This is a genomic window from Moraxella lacunata, from assembly GCF_002027545.1.
GTDB lineage: Bacteria > Pseudomonadota > Gammaproteobacteria > Pseudomonadales > Moraxellaceae > Moraxella > Moraxella lacunata.
This window is the reverse complement of the sequence record NZ_MXAN01000001.1, coordinates 1-19,206: the sequence shown is the minus strand read 5'-3', so window position 1 is coordinate 19,206 and position 19,206 is coordinate 1. Positions and strand designations below refer to the sequence as shown.

Genomic DNA, 19,206 nt, shown 5'->3' with positions numbered 1-19,206 from the left:
TTATGGTATCTACACGTCCATATTGCAAAATTGCCTCAATTAAAGAGTGTCATATCTTTAAATAATACCATCAAATCAAACCCCCAATTAACCCCTTAAAAACCATTGCCAAAACCACCCATTTCATTTATAATAAAAACCTTAGTCGGGGTGCTTTTTATTTAACCAAAAAGCTGAGATAATACCCGTGAACCTGATACAGTTAATACTGGCGTAGGAAACTAAATGCGTGATTTACCTCATGTTTTTGTCGGCTTGACTGTATTTGCCTTTGGGTTACCCCAAGGGTTTTTTATTGACATTGAATGGAGTTGTTATGTTAGCTCAGTTAAGCCCAAAATTATTATCCGTCATCGCCCTTGGAGCAAGCCTATGTGTGGCGGGGTGTAACAAACCTGCCGACACGTCCGCCAAGCCCGCCCAAGACCCTGCCAAAACCGAAAAGCAAGAGCTTATCATCGCCCTAGACTGGGTGCCCAACACCAACCACACTGGGCTGTATGTGGCACTGGATAAGGGCTATTTTGCCGAGCAAGGCTTTGATGCCAAAATCGTTCAGCCGTCCGAAGACAGTACGTCCACATTGGTGGCGAACGAGCGTGCCGATTTGGGCGTGTATTTTCAGCCGAACATGGTCAAACGCCTAAACAAAGGCGAGCCGATTACCGCCATCGGAGCCATCGTTCAGCACAACAACGCAGGACTGTTGTCGCTCAAATCATTAGGAGCAACCACGCCAAAAGACTTGCACGGCAAACGCTACTCAACGTGGGAAGACCCTGTGGACGACAAGACGGTGGCAAGCCTTGTCGGTGAGCCACTAAACCCAATCCCTGGGGAGAGTACGGACGCAACAACCGCCTTGCGTATGAACCAATTTGACTATATTTTGGCGTATTATAGTTGGGACGGCATTCACGCAGGACTCAAAGGCGTGGAGACCAATTTCTTTTATCTAAAAGACTCAAACCCTGTGTTTGACTATTATTCGCCCGTTATCATCGCCAACAGCAACGAGCTACAAAAAGACCCTGAACGCTACAAAAAAGCCATGACCGCCATCAGTCAAGGCTACACCTATGCCAGTCAGCACGCCGATGAAAGTGCTAAGATTCTTATCAAGCACGCCCCCGAGATTAACCCCGAGCTTGCCAAAGCCAGTCAGCAATATATGTCAGGGCAATATCTGGCAGAAGACGGCAGTTGGGGGCGGTTTGATTATAATCGCTGGGACAATTTCTTTAAATGGGTATACGATAATAAACTCATTGATAAGCCATTCGCCCCGCAAGCAGGGGTTAGCAACGATTATTTGCCTAATGATGCAAAATGATGATATTGATTTTGTGATTAACTAATCTAAGCAATATTTGTGTAGGGGCGTGTTGCACACGCCCTTTGTACGTTCTATCTTAACCCTAATGCGATTTCAAATACTCACTATAAAAAGGACACCCCATGACCACCCCAACCGCCAAATTGCAACTTGTTGATATTCATCATGAATTTGATGATAAGCCATTATTTGCCAAGTTGAATTTAACCATTTATCAAGGCAAAATCGTTGCCATTGTTGGGGCAAGTGGCGTGGGTAAGACGACTTTGTTTAACATCGCCTCAGGGCTTATCATGCCAAAATCAGGTAAGGTCTTGATAGACGGCAAGGACAGCACAGGGCAGGCAGGGGGCGTGGGGTATATGCTCCAAAAGGATTTGTTGTTGCCCTTTAAAAGTGTATATGACAACATTGCCTTGCCTTTGACCTTACAAAACCTGCCAAAATCCGCCATTCATGACAAAATCATGCCCCTACTACCTGCCTTTGGGCTTGATGAGTTATACCACAAATACCCTGCTCAGCTCTCAGGCGGACAACGTCAGCGAGTGGCACTACTTCGCACGTATCTAAGTAATGACAGCCTTATGCTCTTAGATGAGCCATTTTCGGCATTGGATTTTGTTACCAAAAATCAGATGTATGAGTGGTTTGGGGCATTTCAAAAAGATAAAGGACTGACTTGCCTAATTATCACGCATGACATTGATGAGGCGATTTATTTGGCAGATGAATTGTATGTGTTAAAGGGGTTTCCTGCCACGCTGGCTCATCATTTTGTCATTGATAAATCGCCACATTTTTTGCAAAGTGTAGAATACCTAAACCTAAAACAAGATGTGCTTAGAGCGATACAGAGCTAAGTGGTTGTATGAATTTAAATGCCCCCAATAAACACCAAACCCACACCAAATTAAATTTTACTCTTAGTTTTCCATTTTTAAAAACGTATTTTTAAAATTTTGATATTGAATAATACCCCCACAAGCCCCACATTACACCTTTGGCAATTTGCCTGATTCGCCACTTTTTCCTTTAATAATTTATAAAAAATAATCATGTCTTTATTTCGCTACTTTGAAAACCGCCTAAACCCCTACCCCGACAGTCCCATGCCTACTCCCGACCCCAGTCAGCGTGGGTTTTTTGCGTTTTTGTGGGCGTGTACCGAAGGGGCGAGATTTTGGATTGGGGTGCGTATCGTGCTGTCGATACTGCTTGGGATATTTAGCTCGCTGTTGTTTGCATGGGCGGGCGATGTCGTGGACTGGCTGACCGTTTATACCCCCGAGATCCTATGGCAAGAAAAAGGGGCGACCATTACGCTGATTTTGGGGCTGTGCGTGCTGTCCATTTTTGGCGAATTTATCGGTAACTTAATCCGCTTTCAGGTATTACAAGGGGTCATGCCGATGCGACTGCGGTGGTGGTTTCATAAGCACATGCTCGGGCAGTCCATGCAGTTTTATCATGATGAGTTCTCAGGGCGTGTCTCCGCCAAAGTCATGCAAACCGCCCTATCGGTGCGTGATACGATTATGACGATGGCAGAGATGGTGTCGTTTGTCGTGGCGTATTTGGTGACCAGTGGCGTGATTTTGCTCGGGCTGGATATTTGGCTGTTTTTGCCCTTTGTGGCATGGCTGATTTGTGTGGCGTGCATGATGAAATTTTTCTTGCCCCGCCTGCGTGAGACCGCCAGCAACCAAGCGGACGCTCGTGCCTTGATGACAGGGCGTGTAACTGACGCTTATGCCAACATCAGTGCGGTCAAGCTGTTTAGCCATTCTAATCGTGAGCTGTCCTACGCCAAATCCGCCATGAGCGAGTTCATGACTACCGTCCACGCCCAAATGCGGTGGGTGTCCATACTAGGGACGACGACCGAGACGCTCTCGCTTATCATGATAGTCGGTAGTACCGCCATCGGCGTGTATCTATGGATGATGGGCGAAGTAAGCGTGGGGGCGATTGCGGTGGTAAGTGGTATCGCCCTACGTCTAAAAGGCATGATTCAGTGGATTATGTGGGAGATGGCAAGCCTGTTTGAGCATATTGGCACGGTGCAGGACGGCATGAGAACACTAACCACACCCCACGCCATCACGGATAGGGCTGATGCTAGTGAGCTTGTGGTGGCACGGGGAGAGATTGCGTTTAAGGACGTAACCTTTAACTACGGGCGTGGCGAAGATAGAACTGCTCTATTTGATAAGTTCAACCTAGCCATTCAAGCAGGCGAAAAAATCGGTCTGGTCGGTCGCTCTGGGGCAGGTAAATCCAGCCTTGTCAATCTGCTACTGCGTTTTTATGACGTGGATGGGGGCAATATCAGCATTGATGGGCAGGACATCAGTGCTGTTACTCAAACGTCACTTCGCCAAAATATTGGCATGGTCACCCAAGACACCGCCCTACTGCACCGCACCGTGCGTGAGAACATCGCCTATGGCAGACCTGATGCCACCGATGATGAAATCATCGCAGCGGCACGCCTCGTCCACGCATGGGATTTTATTCAAACCTTAGAAGACAAACATGGCAACACCGGACTTGACACCGAAGTGGGCGAACGTGGCGTGAAACTCTCAGGCGGTCAGCGTCAGCGTATCGCCATCGCTCGGGTCATGCTCAAAAACGCCCCCATCTTACTGCTTGATGAAGCAACCTCTGCCCTAGACAGCGAAGTGGAACACGCCATCACCCAGAGCCTAGATGAGATGATGAAAGGTAAAACGGTCATTGCCATCGCTCACCGTCTCTCAACCATCGCCAGCCTTGATAAGCTCGTGGTCATGGACAAGGGCGAGATTATCGAGATGGGCAGTCATGACGAACTCATCGCCCAAGACGGGATTTATGCCAACCTATGGGCAAGACAGTCGGGCGGATTTTTGGGTGAGATGTAAGCAAACATACTCAACTACACAGTGTAACACAACCGACAACCCTGTAACAATTTACCACCAAAACAACGCCCAATACATATAGATGATTAAGGTAAATTTCTTATAATTTTTAAAATTTACCTTGATTTTATTTTTAAGATTTTTAAAAGAGAACCCCATGAAAACCCTACCCTTTTACAAAGTAGCACTTGGTGCCATCGCCTTGACCGCCCTGCCTGCCATGGCTCAACTAAACATCCAAACAGGCATCGCCCCTGCCATGCGTGGTGAACTAACCACGCCCATCTCCCACGCCAACACCGCCAATCTACTTGGTCAGTCTGTGGCAGGCGTGCCATCCATCAATGCCAATATCTCTAACATCAATCGTATTCCCACCATTACCATCAATGCCAACCAAAGCGGTAGTACCCGCCTTGATGTGAGCCTGATTGATGATTTTATTGACGATGTCTCGCCCAATGCTCGCCACTATCCACCGAATTTCCCCAATCGCACTACTGAATTTGTCACAGGTGAGAACATCAAATATCTCTCTGACTGGCTAGAACCCTACGCCAATGCCAATGATGCCACCCTTGATGTCATCTTGCGTGCCGCTAAAATCAACGGCATGGCACGCAACTTAAACATCGGCACCGACTATACCCAACGTGCCAATAAATACATGGCAAAAGCCGTCAATCTCGCCCCCAATAATGCCGAAGCCAATTTCCTATATGGCATGATGATTAGTGAAGGCGGTGGCTTTATTGAAGGGCAAAAATACTTACAAAAAGCTGCCAGTCTCGGCTATGTGGAAGCCGAGCAAAGTCTTGCCCAAGCCGAGCTACTGGCGGACAACCACGCAGGGGCATTGTCTCGCCTAAGAGCCTTACAAAGTCAGCACCCGACCAATGCTCAGATTGCCGAGCAGGTTCGTATCGTTGAAAATGGCGGTTATTATATTTGGAACATCAAAAACGACAACATCAATGTTAAGCCATTGCAATTAGCCAGCAATCAATAAAATACTTGCTAATGCTTTAAAAATAAATCCATCAAACATTCCTTTTGATGGATTTTTTGTGTAAAATTATTAGGGAGACATTAACACAACAAGACCTGTATGAGCACCAAACTTACGCTAAGCACCCTAAGCCTTGCCCTAACGCTTATCATCACAGGGTGTAGCACGCTTCACAAGCCCAAACAAATCCAATCCAAAATCATCGAAACCCACCGTGCCAACATCACCACCCGCCCACAAATCAGTGCCGTGGCAAGCAGCATCTTACTGTCATCAGGTCTGACCCAAGATGAGTGTATGAATGCCTTTGATGACTGTTTGGACAAGGTCAAAGAAGTACTTGCCTTTGGCAATCCGCAAGTTGCCGTCAATGACCGCCAACACCAACACATCGCCAGACCCACCCTTGCCCTACTCTCCGAGTTATACTACACCAAAGCCCTAAGCCTTGGCGAGCAGGACGCTTGCCAAAGCCCCACCCGTCCACCGCTAGACCCCCATTATGCCAATGCTCCACTGTCCGCTAGCGAGCAAGCTGATGAACAAAAGGAGCGTCACGCCTGCCTATCCGCCAAGCGAGATGCCATCAAGGCAAGCATTAACCACAGCTATGCTTATCTGTTTTATGATAACTTAACAGGACGACAGACCACATCACCCCTAGTCACCGAGAGCGACATCAAGGCTCAGGACTTGTACCATGTGGCGAGCAACGCCTTGATTGGCGAGCTGTATAAAGTCCAAAACGGGGCTTTTGCCGACGCTCATCAGCAGGGCTTTAATCTCACCCCCGCCAGTGACTACGGTCATATCCTTGCCAACAGCTACCGCAGCGATGATGTTACCGTCAATCTCTACCTTGTCAATGACCCTGACTACATCACAAATCCAGACAAACACCCACACAACCAGCACCTACTCTCTGACCTAGTTTCAGCTTATGACTCACGTTTGGCAGACCTAAACACCACCAGTAGCCGAGCAGGTTTGGGCATACCTTATGTGGGCGTGCTGTCCGACCGCCCGATGATTACCGTACGAGAGCTGGTTAGTCAGAACCCATCCACCGAGCCACGTACCAATCACGCCACTGACAGCCCTAACGCCAACCCTGCCGATAACCCAACCGACAGCCCAACCAATGACATCAAGGCAAATAACCCCCTACTTAGCCAAGACCTTGACAGTATCGCCAGTCGCATTCATCCTACAGGACACATGCTTCTGACAGGCGTGGTCAAGCCCCAAGGCACGCACTTGTCCGATGTGCTGTCAGCAAACGTGCTAGACGTGCATTTTTTCAACCCTTATAAAACCAAAGACGTTGAGATTTTGGGCAAAAATTACCCCCTATCGGCAAACTTCTCAGCAGGGTATGCCCTATGGCTTGCCGAGAACCAACTGCAAGGCGTGGGCATTTTAAACATGCTAAACAAAAACACCGCCACCCTGCCCCAACTATTCATGTTAAAGCCCTACGACCCCAACCAAAAAGTCATCATCATGATACATGGCTTGGCGTCTAGCCCTGCCACATGGGTCAATCTTACCAACAATCTCTTTGCCGACCCCGTCCTGCGTGATAACTACCAAGTATGGCAAGTATTCTACGCCACCAACCTACCCATGCTCGAAAACCGCTACCAAATCCGTGAAGTCATCGACACCGCCTACACACTCACCGACCCCAACGGCACTCACCCTGCCAGTCGTCATAGCGTGATTATCGGGCATAGCATGGGTGGTATCATGGCAAGAATGCTTGTCTCGGATGATGATTTATTGCCCCGATTGGATGATTTGGGAAAATTGGATGATTTGGACGAATTGGTTGATGCCACGCATATAGACAGCATGGATGATGGCGACCTAAATAAAATCACCAACAACCAAATCCGCCCCCACAACAATGCCGCAATCAGACAGCTACTGGCGGACACTTATCAAGAAGATTTTCACAACCGCTTTGCCCTACACGCCCTGCCACAGGTTGATACAGCGGTGTTTATCTCCGCCCCTTTTGCAGGCACGGACTATGCCGACCGCTGGTTTACCCGCTTTGCCCGCCGTGTCGTCCGCCTACCCCTAGACATCACCAAAACCGTGACTGACACCATCATAAACAGCGGACAAGTGGACAGCACCCAACTCCAAAACAGTGCCATCGGCTCACTCTACCTACAAAACGGACCCAGCCAGCTCTCCGACCAGTCCGCCTTTATAAAACTTACCAAAGAGCTAACCATCAATGACAATGTCGCCTATCACACCATCATGGGCGACCGTGTTGGCAGTGCCGAGGGCTTACAGGGCAATTTGGTCGGGCAAAATCTCTCTGACGGCATTGTCCCCTATGACAGCTCCCACCTAGACGGGGCAGTCAGCGAAACAGTCGTCACAGGTGGGCATAATATTCACGAAAACCCCAAAACCATTTTGCAATTACGCAAAATCCTACACGAGCATTTGGCACGTCATGGTGACCATGTGACAACAGATGTGGCAAATGATGAAAAATATGGGCAAGATAAAGAAAGTAGAAATCCCAAAATGGATGACATTGACGAAAAAAGTGTTGAAGAAGAGATAAAACCCAATCTCAATTAATATGGTAATTTTTTGGTGATTGGGTGGTTTTTGAAACGTAGGGGCGGAATCACATTCGCCGTTGATGAATCAATGACTTATATAAATTTGGGCTCTGGTTCAAAAAGTATGCTACAAGGAAAACCGTTCGTGGTGAGCTTGTCGAACCATAACGGTTTTCCGCCACCCGCAGGCAAGCTCAGGGCGAACGGAAAACCTAGTTTAGCATACTTTTTAGACTACTACCTAAATTTGAAAATGGGCGGTTATTTTACAGACCAATCAAACACCCAAAGCCCCACGCCATCACCATCCACCGCCCCAATCACCGCTTGCACTTTGTCATCAACATATCGCCAATCGCCAAGCACCATGCGTTTTTTGTCGCCCAATGTATGCACGGCAGGTCGGTGCGTATGTCCGTGTAGTAGGATATTGCACGTTTGCATGGCGTGATTGACCGCTTGGGCGTTTACGTCCATGATGGTGGTGGATTTTTGGTGTTTATCGCTCTGGGATTTGGTTTTGATGTTGTGGGCAAGGCGTTGGCGGTGGGCTAGGGGCTGTTTTAAAATAAGCCAAGAGATAACAGGATTTTGGATAATTTTGCGGTAACGCTGATACGCCTTATCATCGGTACACAGGCGGTCGCCATGTTCTAGGCGGATATGTGTGTCATCTTGTAATGTCAAAAAGTGCGGTTCTTTGATAAGTTTGCCGTTAAAGGTATCGCACAGGCTTTGACGAATGGCAAAATCTCTGTTGCCGTGCATGACATAAATGGCGGTGTTTGTAGAGAGCGTTTTTAGGGCGTGTAAAATGGGCGTTAAAAAATGCCGTGCTTTTTTGTCATCGGATAAGGTCAAATAATCATCATCGCCAATCCAGCCGTCCAACCAATCGCCCAAAATGTACAAACTTTTTAGATTTGGCAAAACACACAAATCCTTGATAAGTGCCAAAAACGCCTGATTTAGGGTAGGTGTGTCGTTTGATAAATGCAAATCACTGACAAATACCGTACGGATATCGTGGGGGCAAGTGGTTAATAAATGGTCAAATTGTTGCATGGCAAGACTTTATCAAGACTTTATGAATGATAAAAAGGGCGAATGTGATTCGCCCCTACAACCAAAAAACTTAGGCTAATTATTGGCTGATTATTTAGAAACCACTTTGGCAGAGTTAATGACAATCGGTGTGGTTGGCACGTCTGAGTGATAGCCATAACGCCCCGTTGGTACGCCTTTGATTTGGTTTACCACGTCCATGCCGTCCGTTACTTTACCAAATACCGCATAGCCCCAACCTTGTGGTGTGGGACTGCTGTAATTCAAAAAGTCGTTGTTTTTGACATTAATAAAAAATTGAGCAGTCGCTGAATGTGGGTCAGATGTACGAGCCATGGCGATGGTGCCGATGTCATTTTTTAGACCGTTGTCGGCTTCGTTTTTGATTGGCGTGCCGGTGCGTTTTTCGTTCATGTCGCTGTCCATACCACCGCCTTGAATCATAAAGCCGTCAATCACACGATGAAAAATCGTGCCGTCATAATGACCGCTTTCGACATAGTCAAGGAAGTTTGCCACCGTAACAGGGGCTTTTTCGGCGTTTAGTTCAATGACAATCGCACCGTGTGTGGTGTCAAACTCTACAACAGGCATATCCATAGGAGTTCCTTAAAATTAAGTTAAAATGAAAAAAGATGGCGTAGTATAGCACAAAATCGCCAAAATTTGATAAATAACACAAAAAACAACAAAAGCACACAAAAGGTTATCATGGCTTGAATGTATCGCAATTTTGATACTTATCGTAAAATCCAATAAATCACTCAAAAATCCCATTTGTCTTTTGGGTACGTTTGTTTTAGAGTAACGTTAAGTGAGCAAACCACTTTTACCTAAGTTTGTAAAAGTCATAAGCAAGGAGAAGTTATGACAAGCTATGTCGCCCATATCCCTGATGAAAAAGGATTTATCGCTTATGGCGATGATGAAAATGCCGTGTGGCGAGACTTATTTGCACGCCAAAAGACAAATCTACCAAACAAAGCCTGTACCGCCTATCTTGATGGGCTTGCCAAATTAAACCTGCCAGATGAGCGTATCCCACAGCTTTTTGATGTTGATGATGTGCTTTTGCGTGAGACGGGCTGGCGGACGTCTGCCGTGCCTGCTCTGATTTCGTTTGGTAAGTTTTTTAAATTGCTTGCCAACAAAGAATTTCCCGTGGCGACGTTTATTCGCACCAGAGAAGACTTTGATTATATCCAAGAGCCTGATATTTTTCATGAAATTTTGGGTCATTGCCCCATGCTCACCCACCCCGCCTTTGCCAAATTTACCGAAGTTTATGGCAAATTGGGCGTGAATGCCACCAAAGAAGAGCGGGTGTTTTTGGCTCGTCTATATTGGTTTACCATGGAATTTGGGCTTATCAATACCCCTGATGGCTTGCGAATCTATGGGGGCGGGATTTTAAGCTCGCCTGCCGAGACCAACTACGCCCTAAGCGACACGCCAGAGCTTCGCCCCTTTGACATCATGGACGTGCTAAGAACGCCTTATCGCATTGACAAGGTTCAGCCGATTTATTATGTGATTGATGATGAAGAAACTTTGTTTGATGTGGCGAACATGGACATTTTGACAAAGGTGCATGAAGCGATGAGCCTTGGGCTTTATGAATTGCACCCAAGCCTAAGACAAAGCGCTTGATTATCAAAAATTAACTGAATTTTAAATTTAACTTAATTTACAGGAAAATCCCATGACAACAGACCTAAAATCCGCCTTTTGTGAAGCGTGCCAAGCCGATGCCCCAAAAGTGAGTGATGAAGAGCTTGTCTTGTTTATGAAACAGTTGCCTGATTGGGCGGTCATCTCAGAAATGGTGGGCGATACTGCTGTTTTGCAACTAAAACGGGTATTTAAATTCAAAAATTTCAAAGATGCCATGGCGTTTAGCAATCGGCTTGCCGAGCTTGCCGAAAGCGAAGGGCATCACCCTGCCATTTTGACCGAATGGGGTAAAGTTACGGTGAATTGGTGGTCGCATAGCATTAAGGGCTTGCACAAAAACGACTTTATTATGGCAGTCAAGACCGATGAGCTGGCAAAATAGGTGTTGATTTTTGGGTGTTACGCCCCCTTTTATGCACCCATACTTAAAAGACATTTTAACCAAACAATACCAAAATCCCGTAATAATATTATGGGATTTTTTAAAAAATCATTATTTAGCAGTATTAATTATCAATCAATTCCCTTTGGATAGCCCTGCCATGCTTGACATCATCAATGGCTTTTAAAAGCCGTTTGGCATTGGCAGGACTTGATAATAAATATTCGGTTTCATCGCAAGGTGTTTTTGATACATTATCGCAATCTGGCTGATGATTGGTAAGGGCTTGATTGTTTGATAAACTGATTTTTGACATGGGTATCACAAGGCGTATTTTTGCCAAAATTTTAACGTAAGTTTTGACCCAAAATCAATTGTTATTTTAGTTAAAATTTTGTAGAATAGATAGGGTGTGTTGAACCCTTATAACACAATTTACATTTTAGAAAGTTCATAGAAATAGAATGATGTTTTTGCATGAAAAATGGCTAAATCTTGTTTTTCTGTGTCAAAAACTTGCTTGATAGAATGACTATCAATCTGCCAATCTGCGTTTTTTTCTTGAAAAACGTACGATTTTTCTCATTTTTCATTGCAAATACAAAAGTTCAGCACACCCTAGTTAATTTCCCTATTTTATTAAGAATTTTTATGACCGACCTACCCGAAAAAAACGACTTTATCCGCCAAATTATCCGTGATGACCTAGCAAGCGGTAAACATGACAGCATTTTGACCCGTTTTCCACCCGAGCCAAACGGCTATTTGCACATCGGACACGTCAAATCCATTTGCCTAAATTTTGGCGTGGCACAGGAGTTTAATGGGGCGTGTAACCTACGCTTTGACGATACCAACCCCACCGCCGAAAAGCAGGATTATGTGGACAGCATTAAGGCGGACGTGGAATGGCTTGGCTTTGACTGGGCAGGGGACGTGCGTTATGCGTCGCATTATTTTGACAAATTGCACGAGTGGGCGGTACAGCTTATCAAGCAAGGCGATGCCTATGTGGACTTTCAAACGCCTGATGAGATTCGTGAACACCGTGGCGGTTTTGGTAAGCCGTCCGTTGAGTCGCCACAGCGTAACGCCACCATAGAGGAAAATTTGGCTCGTTTTGACGACATGAAAAACGGCAAATACAAAGAAGGCGAGGCGGTACTGCGTGCCAAAATTGACATGAATCACGCCAACATGAACATGAGAGACCCTGTGATTTACCGTGTCATGCACGCCCGCCACCACCAAACGGGCGACACATGGTGCATTTATCCCATGTACGACTACGCCCACCCGTTGTCGGACGCTTATGAGGGTATCACGCACTCTATCTGTACGCTTGAATTTGAAGACCACCGTCCCTTTTATGATTGGGTTGTTGAGAAAGTGGGCTTTGACGTACCACCCCGTCAATACGAATTTAGCCGTTTAAACATTGACCACACATTGACATCTAAGCGTAAACTAAAACGCCTTGTGGACATGGGCGTGGTATCAGGTTGGGACGACCCACGAATGCCGACCATTGCAGGCATGAGAAGACGTGGCTATCCTGCCGAGGGCTTGCGTGATTTTTGTGAACGCATTGGCGTGTCTAAGGCGGACGGCGTGGTGGATTTTCGCCAGTTGGAATTTAGCATTAGAAACGTGCTAGAAAATACCGCCAGTCGTGGCATGGCGGTGCTAAATCCCTTAAAAGTTACGATTGCCAACTTTGATGAAGCGGTGGCTGATTTTGAAAATCTAAAAAAAGACACGGTCAAGGCGAGCCTAGATAATGGTGTGCTTTGGCTCACTCAGCCCAAACACCCACAGGCGGACAATGGCGAGCGTGAAATTCCTTTTACCAAAACCATTTATATTGATAAAGCCGACTTTGAAATCACGCCCCCAGACGGCTACAAACGCCTATCGCCAGAGAACCCTGAGATTCGTCTGCGTAACAGCTATGTGCTAAAAGTAGAAGAGCATATCACGGACGCTAATGGCGATGTGGTGGAGCTTGTTGCCACCATTGACCCAAAAACGTTGGGCAATAACCCTGAGGGGCGTAAAGTCAAGGGGGTCATTCATTGGGTGTCGGCAAGTCATGGCGTGCCTGCCACCGTGCGACTGTATGAGCATCTGCTCTATGAAGACGATGAAATCTCGGACGAGCATATCGCCACTATTAAGGCGAGCAATCCAAATGCCGATGATGATACGCTGTGGGTGCTAACTCACGTCAATCCAAATTCTATCAAGGTTGTCAATGCCATTGTAGAGCCGTCATTGGCACAGGCAACAGGCGATGACAAATTTCAGTTTGAGCGTGAAAGCTACTTTGTGGCGGACAGCGTGGAGCATAGTGCCGATAAGCCTGTGTTTAATCAGATTGTGGGATTAAAAGACGGGTTTAAGTAACTTTTAGTAATTTTAAAATTAACCAAAAAGCCAAACATGATGTTTGGCTTTTTAAGTTCACCGCCCGACTTTTATCTCACTCACATCTCACTCACATCTCACTCACTTCACATTCTCATCACTCGCCTGATAAATGGCAAAAAGCTCATCATCGCTTAGCATTTCTTCGGCAATGGGAAAAAGCTCTCGCTCTTCAAAGCGGATATGGTCATACAACGCAGTTGCCAGTGCTTTGACATCGTCCACGCTTGGGTCGGTGTTGGCAAGCAAGGTCTCAATGTATTCATGCTCATCAAGCATTTGTTTTGCCAACTTGACCGCCTTGTCATCGGACAGTTTTGTCAAAATAACATCGGCAAGGCGTGTCCTTTCAATCTCAAAATGCGTGGGAATGGCAGTCGTCAAATAATCCACCAAGGCTTGGTGATGGGTAAGTTTGTCATCATCGGTGGCGGATTTGGCTTTGTTGGCGATGACCAAGCCCAAATGGTGCTGACGAGATAAGGGCTGTAAGGCAGGATGTCGTTTCATGGGAGTTCCTGTTTATTAGTTGGATTTCATTATAAAATAAAAAACCACAAACACTAGGGCAATGTTTGTGGTATTGTGGCACATAATGCTAATCAATAATTTAAGGTATAACTTATCCCGTAACTTCTCCCTTGTGCAGACAAGCTGGATAATTCACCATAAGTTGCTTTAGCAGCTTGACTAAATACGCTCTTATAATCGGCATCCATCAAATTATAAACCCCAAAATTTAGCTGACCCTTGGGCAGTTTTATCTCACCCAATAAATCCGCCACAACATAGCCTGAAATTCTAGTCTCTGGGGTTTTGCGGACGTTTTGATTGGTTGTAGCAACCAAGCTGTCTTGATAGGCATTGTCTGTACCACCAATAGCAAGCAGTTGTAAGCGTAATTTATGTTCACTTGGTGTGGTGTATTGAGCAAAAGTGGTGGCTTTGGTAGGACTGATACGAAACGCCCCAAGCTCTCTGTACTGACCACTTGCATCTTTGTATTGACCTCGTGTATAGGCAATGCTACCACCGACAGCCCAGTTATCATTAATCTTGTGATTTAATTCAAACTCCGCCCCATAAATACGCTCATCAGTATCAGCAACCACCACGCTATAATCTTTTAAAAACTGGGTTACTTTATCTGATGTATTATAAAAACCTGTCAACTTGGCACGGCTACCGCCAAATACTCCTACCCACCCTGCATCATAACTATTGACCGTGATTGGCTCGACATTATCAGAATTAACCACAAAACCTGCCCCAACATCTCGTAACACCCTTTGCAGGTCAGGCAAACTATATCCCTGCCCAAAGTTGGCAAAAATACTGTTATTTGGCGTTAATTGATAATTTGCCCCAAGATTAAACAAAGTTTTGTGATGCTTTACTTTGCCAGAATTGACAACCCCTGCTTGATACGGCACTTTGTTTTGGATTAATAAATCAGCCAATAGCGACTCACTGGGTGGCACAAAATCGTCTGTTTTGCTGTCTATACGTTGATGTCGCACGCCTGCTGATATTTTTAAATCATCTGTTAAAGCAATATTGGCATTGGTAAATATGCCATAGGTTTTTAAGGTGGTATCAGGTCCATAGGTGTAGTGATTGCCAGCATCTTTAAACTCTAAGCCGTTGCTTTGCATAAAGGTAGTCAAATCATAACCTGTTGCCCCTTGGCGGTCTTTTTCTTGCTCATAATCGATACCATAACTAAGTAGTACAGGTTTTTGAGCAAGGTCAAATTTTCTTTGCAAAGCCAGTCTTGCTCCTAGTACCTCTGCCTTAGATTCAGATTGTAACACCCCATAGGCGCGAGCTTGTAGAGCCTTGGTATAAGCATCCAAAGTGGCTGGTGGCAAATTCATGCTTTGTAAAATAGGCAGGGCTTTGGCGGTCGAAAACGGGGCAACAAAGGGATAAAATCTGCCTTTCTCTCTGCGATAATAAGCATTGGTATTGATGGTGTTACCCCACAAATCATCATGATGATAGTTGATATTAAAGGTGCTTTTGGTGGTTTTTGGCTGTTCTGATAATGATAAGCCTTTGATGGCATTTAATGAAGGCTTTTCTCCAAACAACACCGCAAGGCGATTACCATAATCAGGTGCATAATCGGTATCTTGTTTGTCGTTATAATGCGTCAATGCTAGATTGATATTTTGCTTGTCGTCAAGTTGCCAATCAACATTTGTATTGACACTTAGGCTTTTGCTGTCTTGCTTATCAGTTTGGGCAGGCTCAGGAGCGATGCGTTTACCGTTAGCATCAAATGCCCCTCCTGTGGTGCGATAGTCGACATCAAGTCGTGCAAGGACATTGCCATTTTCGCTGACACCTGCCACACTCTGACCTACCTGATAACCGATACCTTCACTGGATAATTTACTACCATGTACACCGATGCGGGTTTCAAATTGCTCCTCTTCCAAATCAGACTTAGTAACGATATTAATCAAACCGCCTGTTGCTCCAGACCCATAAATACTGGTTGCTCCTGATAAAACTTCAATTCTAGCCACTTGACTGGGGTTGATACTATTAAGCTGTCTAGAGATGTCTCGCGAACCTGTCAAAGGCACACCATTTAACAAAAATTGTACTTGACGACCGTGCATGGTTTGCCCAAAGTTACTGGTAGTGCCACTACTTACCCCCAAACTTGGAATGAGCTGTGCCATCACATCGGCAAGCTGTCGAGAGCCTGTTGCTTGCTCTTGAATTTGCTCTTCATAAATAACTTTGGTGGTATGGGGCATTTGCGTGATACGATTGGCAAGTGCCATACCGCTCTTATCAATGGCAATAACCACAGGCTCTAATTCAACCGTTGGTAATGACTCATTGGGTTGAGCGTACAACTGCTGAGTTACTGCCACACTTAGTAAAGGCAAAGATAACCATTGAAAATAGTGGGAATGACGCATAAATTACTCCTTATGGAAAAGTAAAATTTTAACAGTCTGTTACGGTTTAACAGTCTGTTACGGAAAATTTTTTTATCAATGTCGGCAAAATAAGCATTGACACCCCAGAACCAATCGCAAGCCACAAAAATAGCTTGTCATAGCCAAACTGATGTACTAAAAATCCACTCATCGCCCCGCCGATAAAATACACAAGCAACTCCACGCACACAAACAAAGTAAAGTCCGTGCCAGCTTGGTCGGGATTGGCAGCATTCATAAACAGGGCATATAAGGCAGTCATTGTTAAATAGCGAACAGATAAAATTAGCAAAACACTAATTGCCATCAAGCTCATAAACCCTGTTTTTAATAAACCTACCGCAGGTAAAAAATCACCCAATAAAGGATATAGCAATCCTAGACACAACAAAGCATAAACTGCCGTTCTTAGCCATCCGAATAATATAAGACAACGTACAATGTCGATATATTTGATTAATACCCCTGCCAAAAGTGCTGAACCAATCCCAACAATCGCTCCAAATACCGAAAACAAAAGCCCAATCTGAGACAGTGAAAAACCAAAATCCACAAGCATTGGATTTAGCATTGCCATCATCGGAGCTTCCACAAAGCGAAACACCACAATCAAAGCTAGTAACCATTTAGTTTGCGGGCGTTTGATAAGCCTAATAAGACTTGCTCTGGAAAGATTGGCAGCATGTTTGGGATTGTCATGATCTTTTAAGAACCATAGTGAACACGAAATAAGCACAACAGTTGTTGCCAAACTGATTGTCGCCATTTGCCAATCAAATCTCTGATATAGCCACAGTGTGCCAGCACCGCCTACCATACTACCAAACGCCACTCCAAAACTTTGCATGGCACTTGCCAGCCCAAAGGATGACTTATCAAATTGTTCCACTGTATAGCCATCAATAGCGATATCTTGGGTGGCACTTGCCAAAGACACCAAAAAACTTATGCTCAGAAATAATACAATCTCAGACTCAGAAAACTGTAAAAAGCCAAGCCCAAACAGCCCGACTACCACGATAATTTGAGTAAAAAATAACCAAGTTTTGCGTTTGCCGATTTTGGCACAATAATAATTGTCCACATAACTTGCCCACAGAAATTTAAACGCCCACGGCAAATATAAAAGTGAAAGCATGCCAATCACCCTAATATCAACGCCTTGATGTCTTAAAATGGCAGGCAATGCCACATTAAAAAAATACAAAGGCAAGGCATGGGCAACATATAACAGTGCCACCATCATCAAAAGATGGCGATTTTTTTGTTGTGAGACAATCATCAGACCGCCCCTATTTTAGTGTTTATCCATGCTTTGGCTTCAGTCAGTGATAACACCACCGCATAAGGCACTCGCCATGCTTTATGAAAAGCAGGACTGTCTAAGGCTTGTCTTTGAGTCTCATCATCAACAATTCTGACTAATCCCTTGCAATATTTAAAGAACGATTCTTTGTGCGTCTTGTACCAAACCGCCTCAATCTGGCGGTAGTTATCAGGGAGTGTCAGCCCTGTCCGACTATGGTAAATCAAGGCAAAACTCTGCTCACTGGCTAACAAATCACTCATAGCAATCAACCAATCATCAAATGCATCTTGACTAATCTCGCCTGAAAAATCGAGTAAAAATACAGGTAAGGAGCTATTTGGGTTCTGAATAGTATTTAGAAAAATAGGCATAACATCACTCTTTAATGTTGGCATTTAAATAATGGGCAAACTTACAATAAAACCCTTCTTTGTCACAAAAATATAACATTGCAGTTTTTTCAGGCATTACAATTTGATATTGGGGCATATAGTTTAATTCTTGAGCGACTACCTCATAGGGTTTTACACTTGCATCAGGTTCACCCACAATTTTTTTAGCAGGTGAATGTTCAAAAATAAAAAAGCTTAGTAGACGCATGATGGCACGCAAGTACCCTTTGCCAACAGCCTGTACCTCTGCTAGTAACAAATGCCAACCCAAATCATTTTTGTCAGCCGTATAATACCCTGATAGTCTATCCCTTGCCCCTTCATAAACTTCGGCGTAACCAACCCATTCACTATTAATACTAACCAAATACAGACGCTGGTGATCATCAGCCAACATTTTTTCAAAATAAACAAACAGCTCAGACAATGATTTATTGAGTTGCCATTGAGGGATAACATGGGGCATATTCATCCAACGATGCAACAATTCAATATGTTCAGGGTAGCGTATTTGCACCAACCCAAATTCAACCCCATTTTCTCTGTAAATATAGTTGTTTGGCAACCCCTGAGATAAAGTTGGCAATCGATTGGTTTTACTGCATTGATCTTGATTAAAAGAATCGGTATAGACTTCTAGCATTTCTATTCTCTCATTAGGGTGTGTTGAATATTGGTATTTGCAATGAAAAATGAGAAAAATCGCACGTTTTTCATGCAAAAACTAATAAAAGCGTTAAAATTTTCATCATTTTTACAAATAATGTTATCAATGTTCAACACACCTTAGAAACTGTGGTGAAATTGGATTGCAAATTGGTTCGCAAACCACGGGTTCTGGACGGTTGGCGTTATCTTGATAACCTCTTGTAAAAAAGCGAACACGATTTAGGCACACCTTTTCAAATTTTGGTCTTTTTAAATCAAATAAAGCAATCCTCTCATTTAGCTCTGGATGTTGGTGGTGAAATTCATCAACAATCTTTGATAACTCATTCCAAAATTCAAATTCAGATATATTATAATATTGATGCAATACATCAAAAATATAGCGATAATGCACAACAAAAAGCCCAGTGAAAATAAAATGACTCAAATCTTTTGGGGAGTGTTTTAATAAAATACCCACCTCTTTTGAACCGACCCCCAAAT

Annotated in this window: 17 protein-coding genes and 1 riboswitch; of the genes, 8 read left to right on the top strand and 9 right to left on the bottom strand. The window is 44.6% G+C overall.

Annotated elements, in window-relative coordinates; all coding sequences use genetic code 11:
* Nucleotides 1-136 precede the first annotated feature (136 nt).
* Nucleotides 137-237: riboswitch (TPP riboswitch) on the top strand.
* A gap of 79 nt (nt 238-316) precedes the next feature.
* From B5J94_RS00085 to B5J94_RS00065, 5 genes are all read left to right on the top strand, one after another.
* Nucleotides 317-1,333, top strand: coding sequence for an ABC transporter substrate-binding protein (locus tag B5J94_RS00085; protein WP_062500142.1), 1,017 nt, complete (start codon nt 317-319; stop codon nt 1,331-1,333).
* A 125-nt stretch (nt 1,334-1,458) separates the two neighbouring features.
* Nucleotides 1,459-2,199, top strand: a complete 741-nt coding sequence (locus B5J94_RS00080) for an ABC transporter ATP-binding protein (RefSeq protein ID WP_062500145.1) — start codon at nt 1,459-1,461, stop codon at nt 2,197-2,199.
* A 195-nt stretch (nt 2,200-2,394) separates the two neighbouring features.
* Entirely contained in the window at nt 2,395-4,245 is a 1,851-nt protein-coding gene (locus B5J94_RS00075; RefSeq protein ID WP_062500147.1) for an ABC transporter ATP-binding protein, read from the top strand.
* Nucleotides 4,246-4,402: 157 nt separating this feature from the next.
* Entirely contained in the window at nt 4,403-5,254 is an 852-nt protein-coding gene (locus B5J94_RS00070; protein WP_062500149.1) for a tetratricopeptide repeat protein, read from the top strand.
* A 99-nt stretch (nt 5,255-5,353) separates the two neighbouring features.
* Complete coding sequence (locus B5J94_RS00065) at nt 5,354-7,861, top strand: esterase/lipase family protein (RefSeq protein WP_062500151.1); 2,508 nt, start codon at nt 5,354-5,356, stop codon at nt 7,859-7,861.
* A 245-nt stretch (nt 7,862-8,106) separates the two neighbouring features.
* Here the strand turns inward: B5J94_RS00065 and B5J94_RS00060 are convergent, their stop codons facing one another.
* Together B5J94_RS00060 and B5J94_RS00055 are read right to left on the bottom strand one after the other, a co-directional pair.
* On the bottom strand, nt 8,107-8,910 hold the full coding sequence (locus B5J94_RS00060) for a UDP-2,3-diacylglucosamine diphosphatase (protein WP_062501338.1): 804 nt from the start codon (nt 8,908-8,910) through the stop codon (nt 8,107-8,109).
* Between the two features lie 90 nt (nt 8,911-9,000).
* Nucleotides 9,001-9,510, bottom strand: a complete 510-nt coding sequence (locus B5J94_RS00055) for a peptidylprolyl isomerase (protein WP_062501336.1) — start codon at nt 9,508-9,510, stop codon at nt 9,001-9,003.
* 267 nt (nt 9,511-9,777) lie between these two features.
* On the opposite strand from B5J94_RS00055, the gene phhA reads away from it, so the two are divergent.
* Together phhA and B5J94_RS00045 are read left to right on the top strand one after the other, a co-directional pair.
* Nucleotides 9,778-10,560 (top strand): phenylalanine 4-monooxygenase, encoded by a 783-nt coding sequence (gene phhA / locus B5J94_RS00050; protein ID WP_062501334.1) that lies wholly within the window; start codon nt 9,778-9,780, stop codon nt 10,558-10,560.
* Between the two features lie 52 nt (nt 10,561-10,612).
* Nucleotides 10,613-10,966 carry a 4a-hydroxytetrahydrobiopterin dehydratase gene (locus B5J94_RS00045; protein ID WP_062501332.1) on the top strand — a complete coding sequence of 118 codons (354 nt, stop codon included), beginning with the start codon at nt 10,613-10,615 and terminating at the stop codon, nt 10,964-10,966.
* 124 nt (nt 10,967-11,090) lie between these two features.
* On the opposite strand, the gene B5J94_RS00040 is transcribed toward B5J94_RS00045, so the two are convergent.
* Nucleotides 11,091-11,282 (bottom strand): type II toxin-antitoxin system Phd/YefM family antitoxin, encoded by a 192-nt coding sequence (locus B5J94_RS00040; protein WP_062501330.1) that lies wholly within the window; start codon nt 11,280-11,282, stop codon nt 11,091-11,093.
* A 335-nt stretch (nt 11,283-11,617) separates the two neighbouring features.
* On the opposite strand from B5J94_RS00040, the gene B5J94_RS00035 reads away from it, so the two are divergent.
* Nucleotides 11,618-13,372, top strand: coding sequence for a glutamine--tRNA ligase/YqeY domain fusion protein (locus B5J94_RS00035; RefSeq protein ID WP_062500259.1), 1,755 nt, complete (start codon nt 11,618-11,620; stop codon nt 13,370-13,372).
* A 102-nt stretch (nt 13,373-13,474) separates the two neighbouring features.
* On the opposite strand, the gene B5J94_RS00030 is transcribed toward B5J94_RS00035, so the two are convergent.
* The 6 genes from B5J94_RS00030 to B5J94_RS00005 all read right to left on the bottom strand — a co-directional run.
* On the bottom strand, nt 13,475-13,903 hold the full coding sequence (locus tag B5J94_RS00030) for a hemerythrin domain-containing protein (protein ID WP_211271029.1): 429 nt from the start codon (nt 13,901-13,903) through the stop codon (nt 13,475-13,477).
* A 92-nt stretch (nt 13,904-13,995) separates the two neighbouring features.
* The gene (locus B5J94_RS00025; protein ID WP_062500257.1) at nt 13,996-16,332 is read right to left on the bottom strand and encodes a TonB-dependent receptor; all 2,337 of its coding nucleotides are present in this window, start codon (nt 16,330-16,332) and stop codon (nt 13,996-13,998) included.
* Nucleotides 16,333-16,378: 46 nt separating this feature from the next.
* Nucleotides 16,379-17,635: an MFS transporter gene (locus B5J94_RS00020; RefSeq protein WP_062500255.1), complete on the bottom strand. Its 1,257-nt coding sequence runs from the start codon at nt 17,633-17,635 to the stop codon at nt 16,379-16,381.
* A complete protein-coding gene (locus B5J94_RS00015; RefSeq protein WP_062500253.1) occupies nt 17,635-18,033 on the bottom strand; it encodes a hypothetical protein in 399 nt (132 codons plus the stop codon). The genes B5J94_RS00020 and B5J94_RS00015 overlap by 1 nt, the downstream gene beginning before the upstream one ends.
* Nucleotides 18,034-18,037: 4 nt before the next feature.
* Nucleotides 18,038-18,640 (bottom strand): GNAT family N-acetyltransferase, encoded by a 603-nt coding sequence (locus tag B5J94_RS00010; RefSeq protein ID WP_062500260.1) that lies wholly within the window; start codon nt 18,638-18,640, stop codon nt 18,038-18,040.
* Between the two features lie 183 nt (nt 18,641-18,823).
* A partial coding sequence (locus B5J94_RS00005; protein WP_322853496.1) for an IucA/IucC family C-terminal-domain containing protein occupies nt 18,824-19,206 on the bottom strand: 383 nt, incomplete at its 5' end.

Coding starts and splice junctions, on each gene's coding strand:
- B5J94_RS00085 (WP_062500142.1), top strand. CDS start 317: ATGTTAGCTCAGTTAAGCCCAAAATTATTATCCGTCATCGCCCTTGGA.
- B5J94_RS00080 (WP_062500145.1), top strand. CDS start 1,459: ATGACCACCCCAACCGCCAAATTGCAACTTGTTGATATTCATCATGAA.
- B5J94_RS00075 (WP_062500147.1), top strand. CDS start 2,395: ATGTCTTTATTTCGCTACTTTGAAAACCGCCTAAACCCCTACCCCGAC.
- B5J94_RS00070 (WP_062500149.1), top strand. CDS start 4,403: ATGAAAACCCTACCCTTTTACAAAGTAGCACTTGGTGCCATCGCCTTG.
- B5J94_RS00065 (WP_062500151.1), top strand. CDS start 5,354: ATGAGCACCAAACTTACGCTAAGCACCCTAAGCCTTGCCCTAACGCTT.
- B5J94_RS00060 (WP_062501338.1), bottom strand. CDS start 8,910: ATGCAACAATTTGACCATTTATTAACCACTTGCCCCCACGATATCCGT.
- B5J94_RS00055 (WP_062501336.1), bottom strand. CDS start 9,510: ATGGATATGCCTGTTGTAGAGTTTGACACCACACACGGTGCGATTGTC.
- phhA (WP_062501334.1), top strand. CDS start 9,778: ATGACAAGCTATGTCGCCCATATCCCTGATGAAAAAGGATTTATCGCT.
- B5J94_RS00045 (WP_062501332.1), top strand. CDS start 10,613: ATGACAACAGACCTAAAATCCGCCTTTTGTGAAGCGTGCCAAGCCGAT.
- B5J94_RS00040 (WP_062501330.1), bottom strand. CDS start 11,282: ATGTCAAAAATCAGTTTATCAAACAATCAAGCCCTTACCAATCATCAG.
- B5J94_RS00035 (WP_062500259.1), top strand. CDS start 11,618: ATGACCGACCTACCCGAAAAAAACGACTTTATCCGCCAAATTATCCGT.
- B5J94_RS00030 (WP_211271029.1), bottom strand. CDS start 13,903: ATGAAACGACATCCTGCCTTACAGCCCTTATCTCGTCAGCACCATTTG.
- B5J94_RS00025 (WP_062500257.1), bottom strand. CDS start 16,332: ATGCGTCATTCCCACTATTTTCAATGGTTATCTTTGCCTTTACTAAGT.
- B5J94_RS00020 (WP_062500255.1), bottom strand. CDS start 17,635: ATGATTGTCTCACAACAAAAAAATCGCCATCTTTTGATGATGGTGGCA.
- B5J94_RS00015 (WP_062500253.1), bottom strand. CDS start 18,033: ATGCCTATTTTTCTAAATACTATTCAGAACCCAAATAGCTCCTTACCT.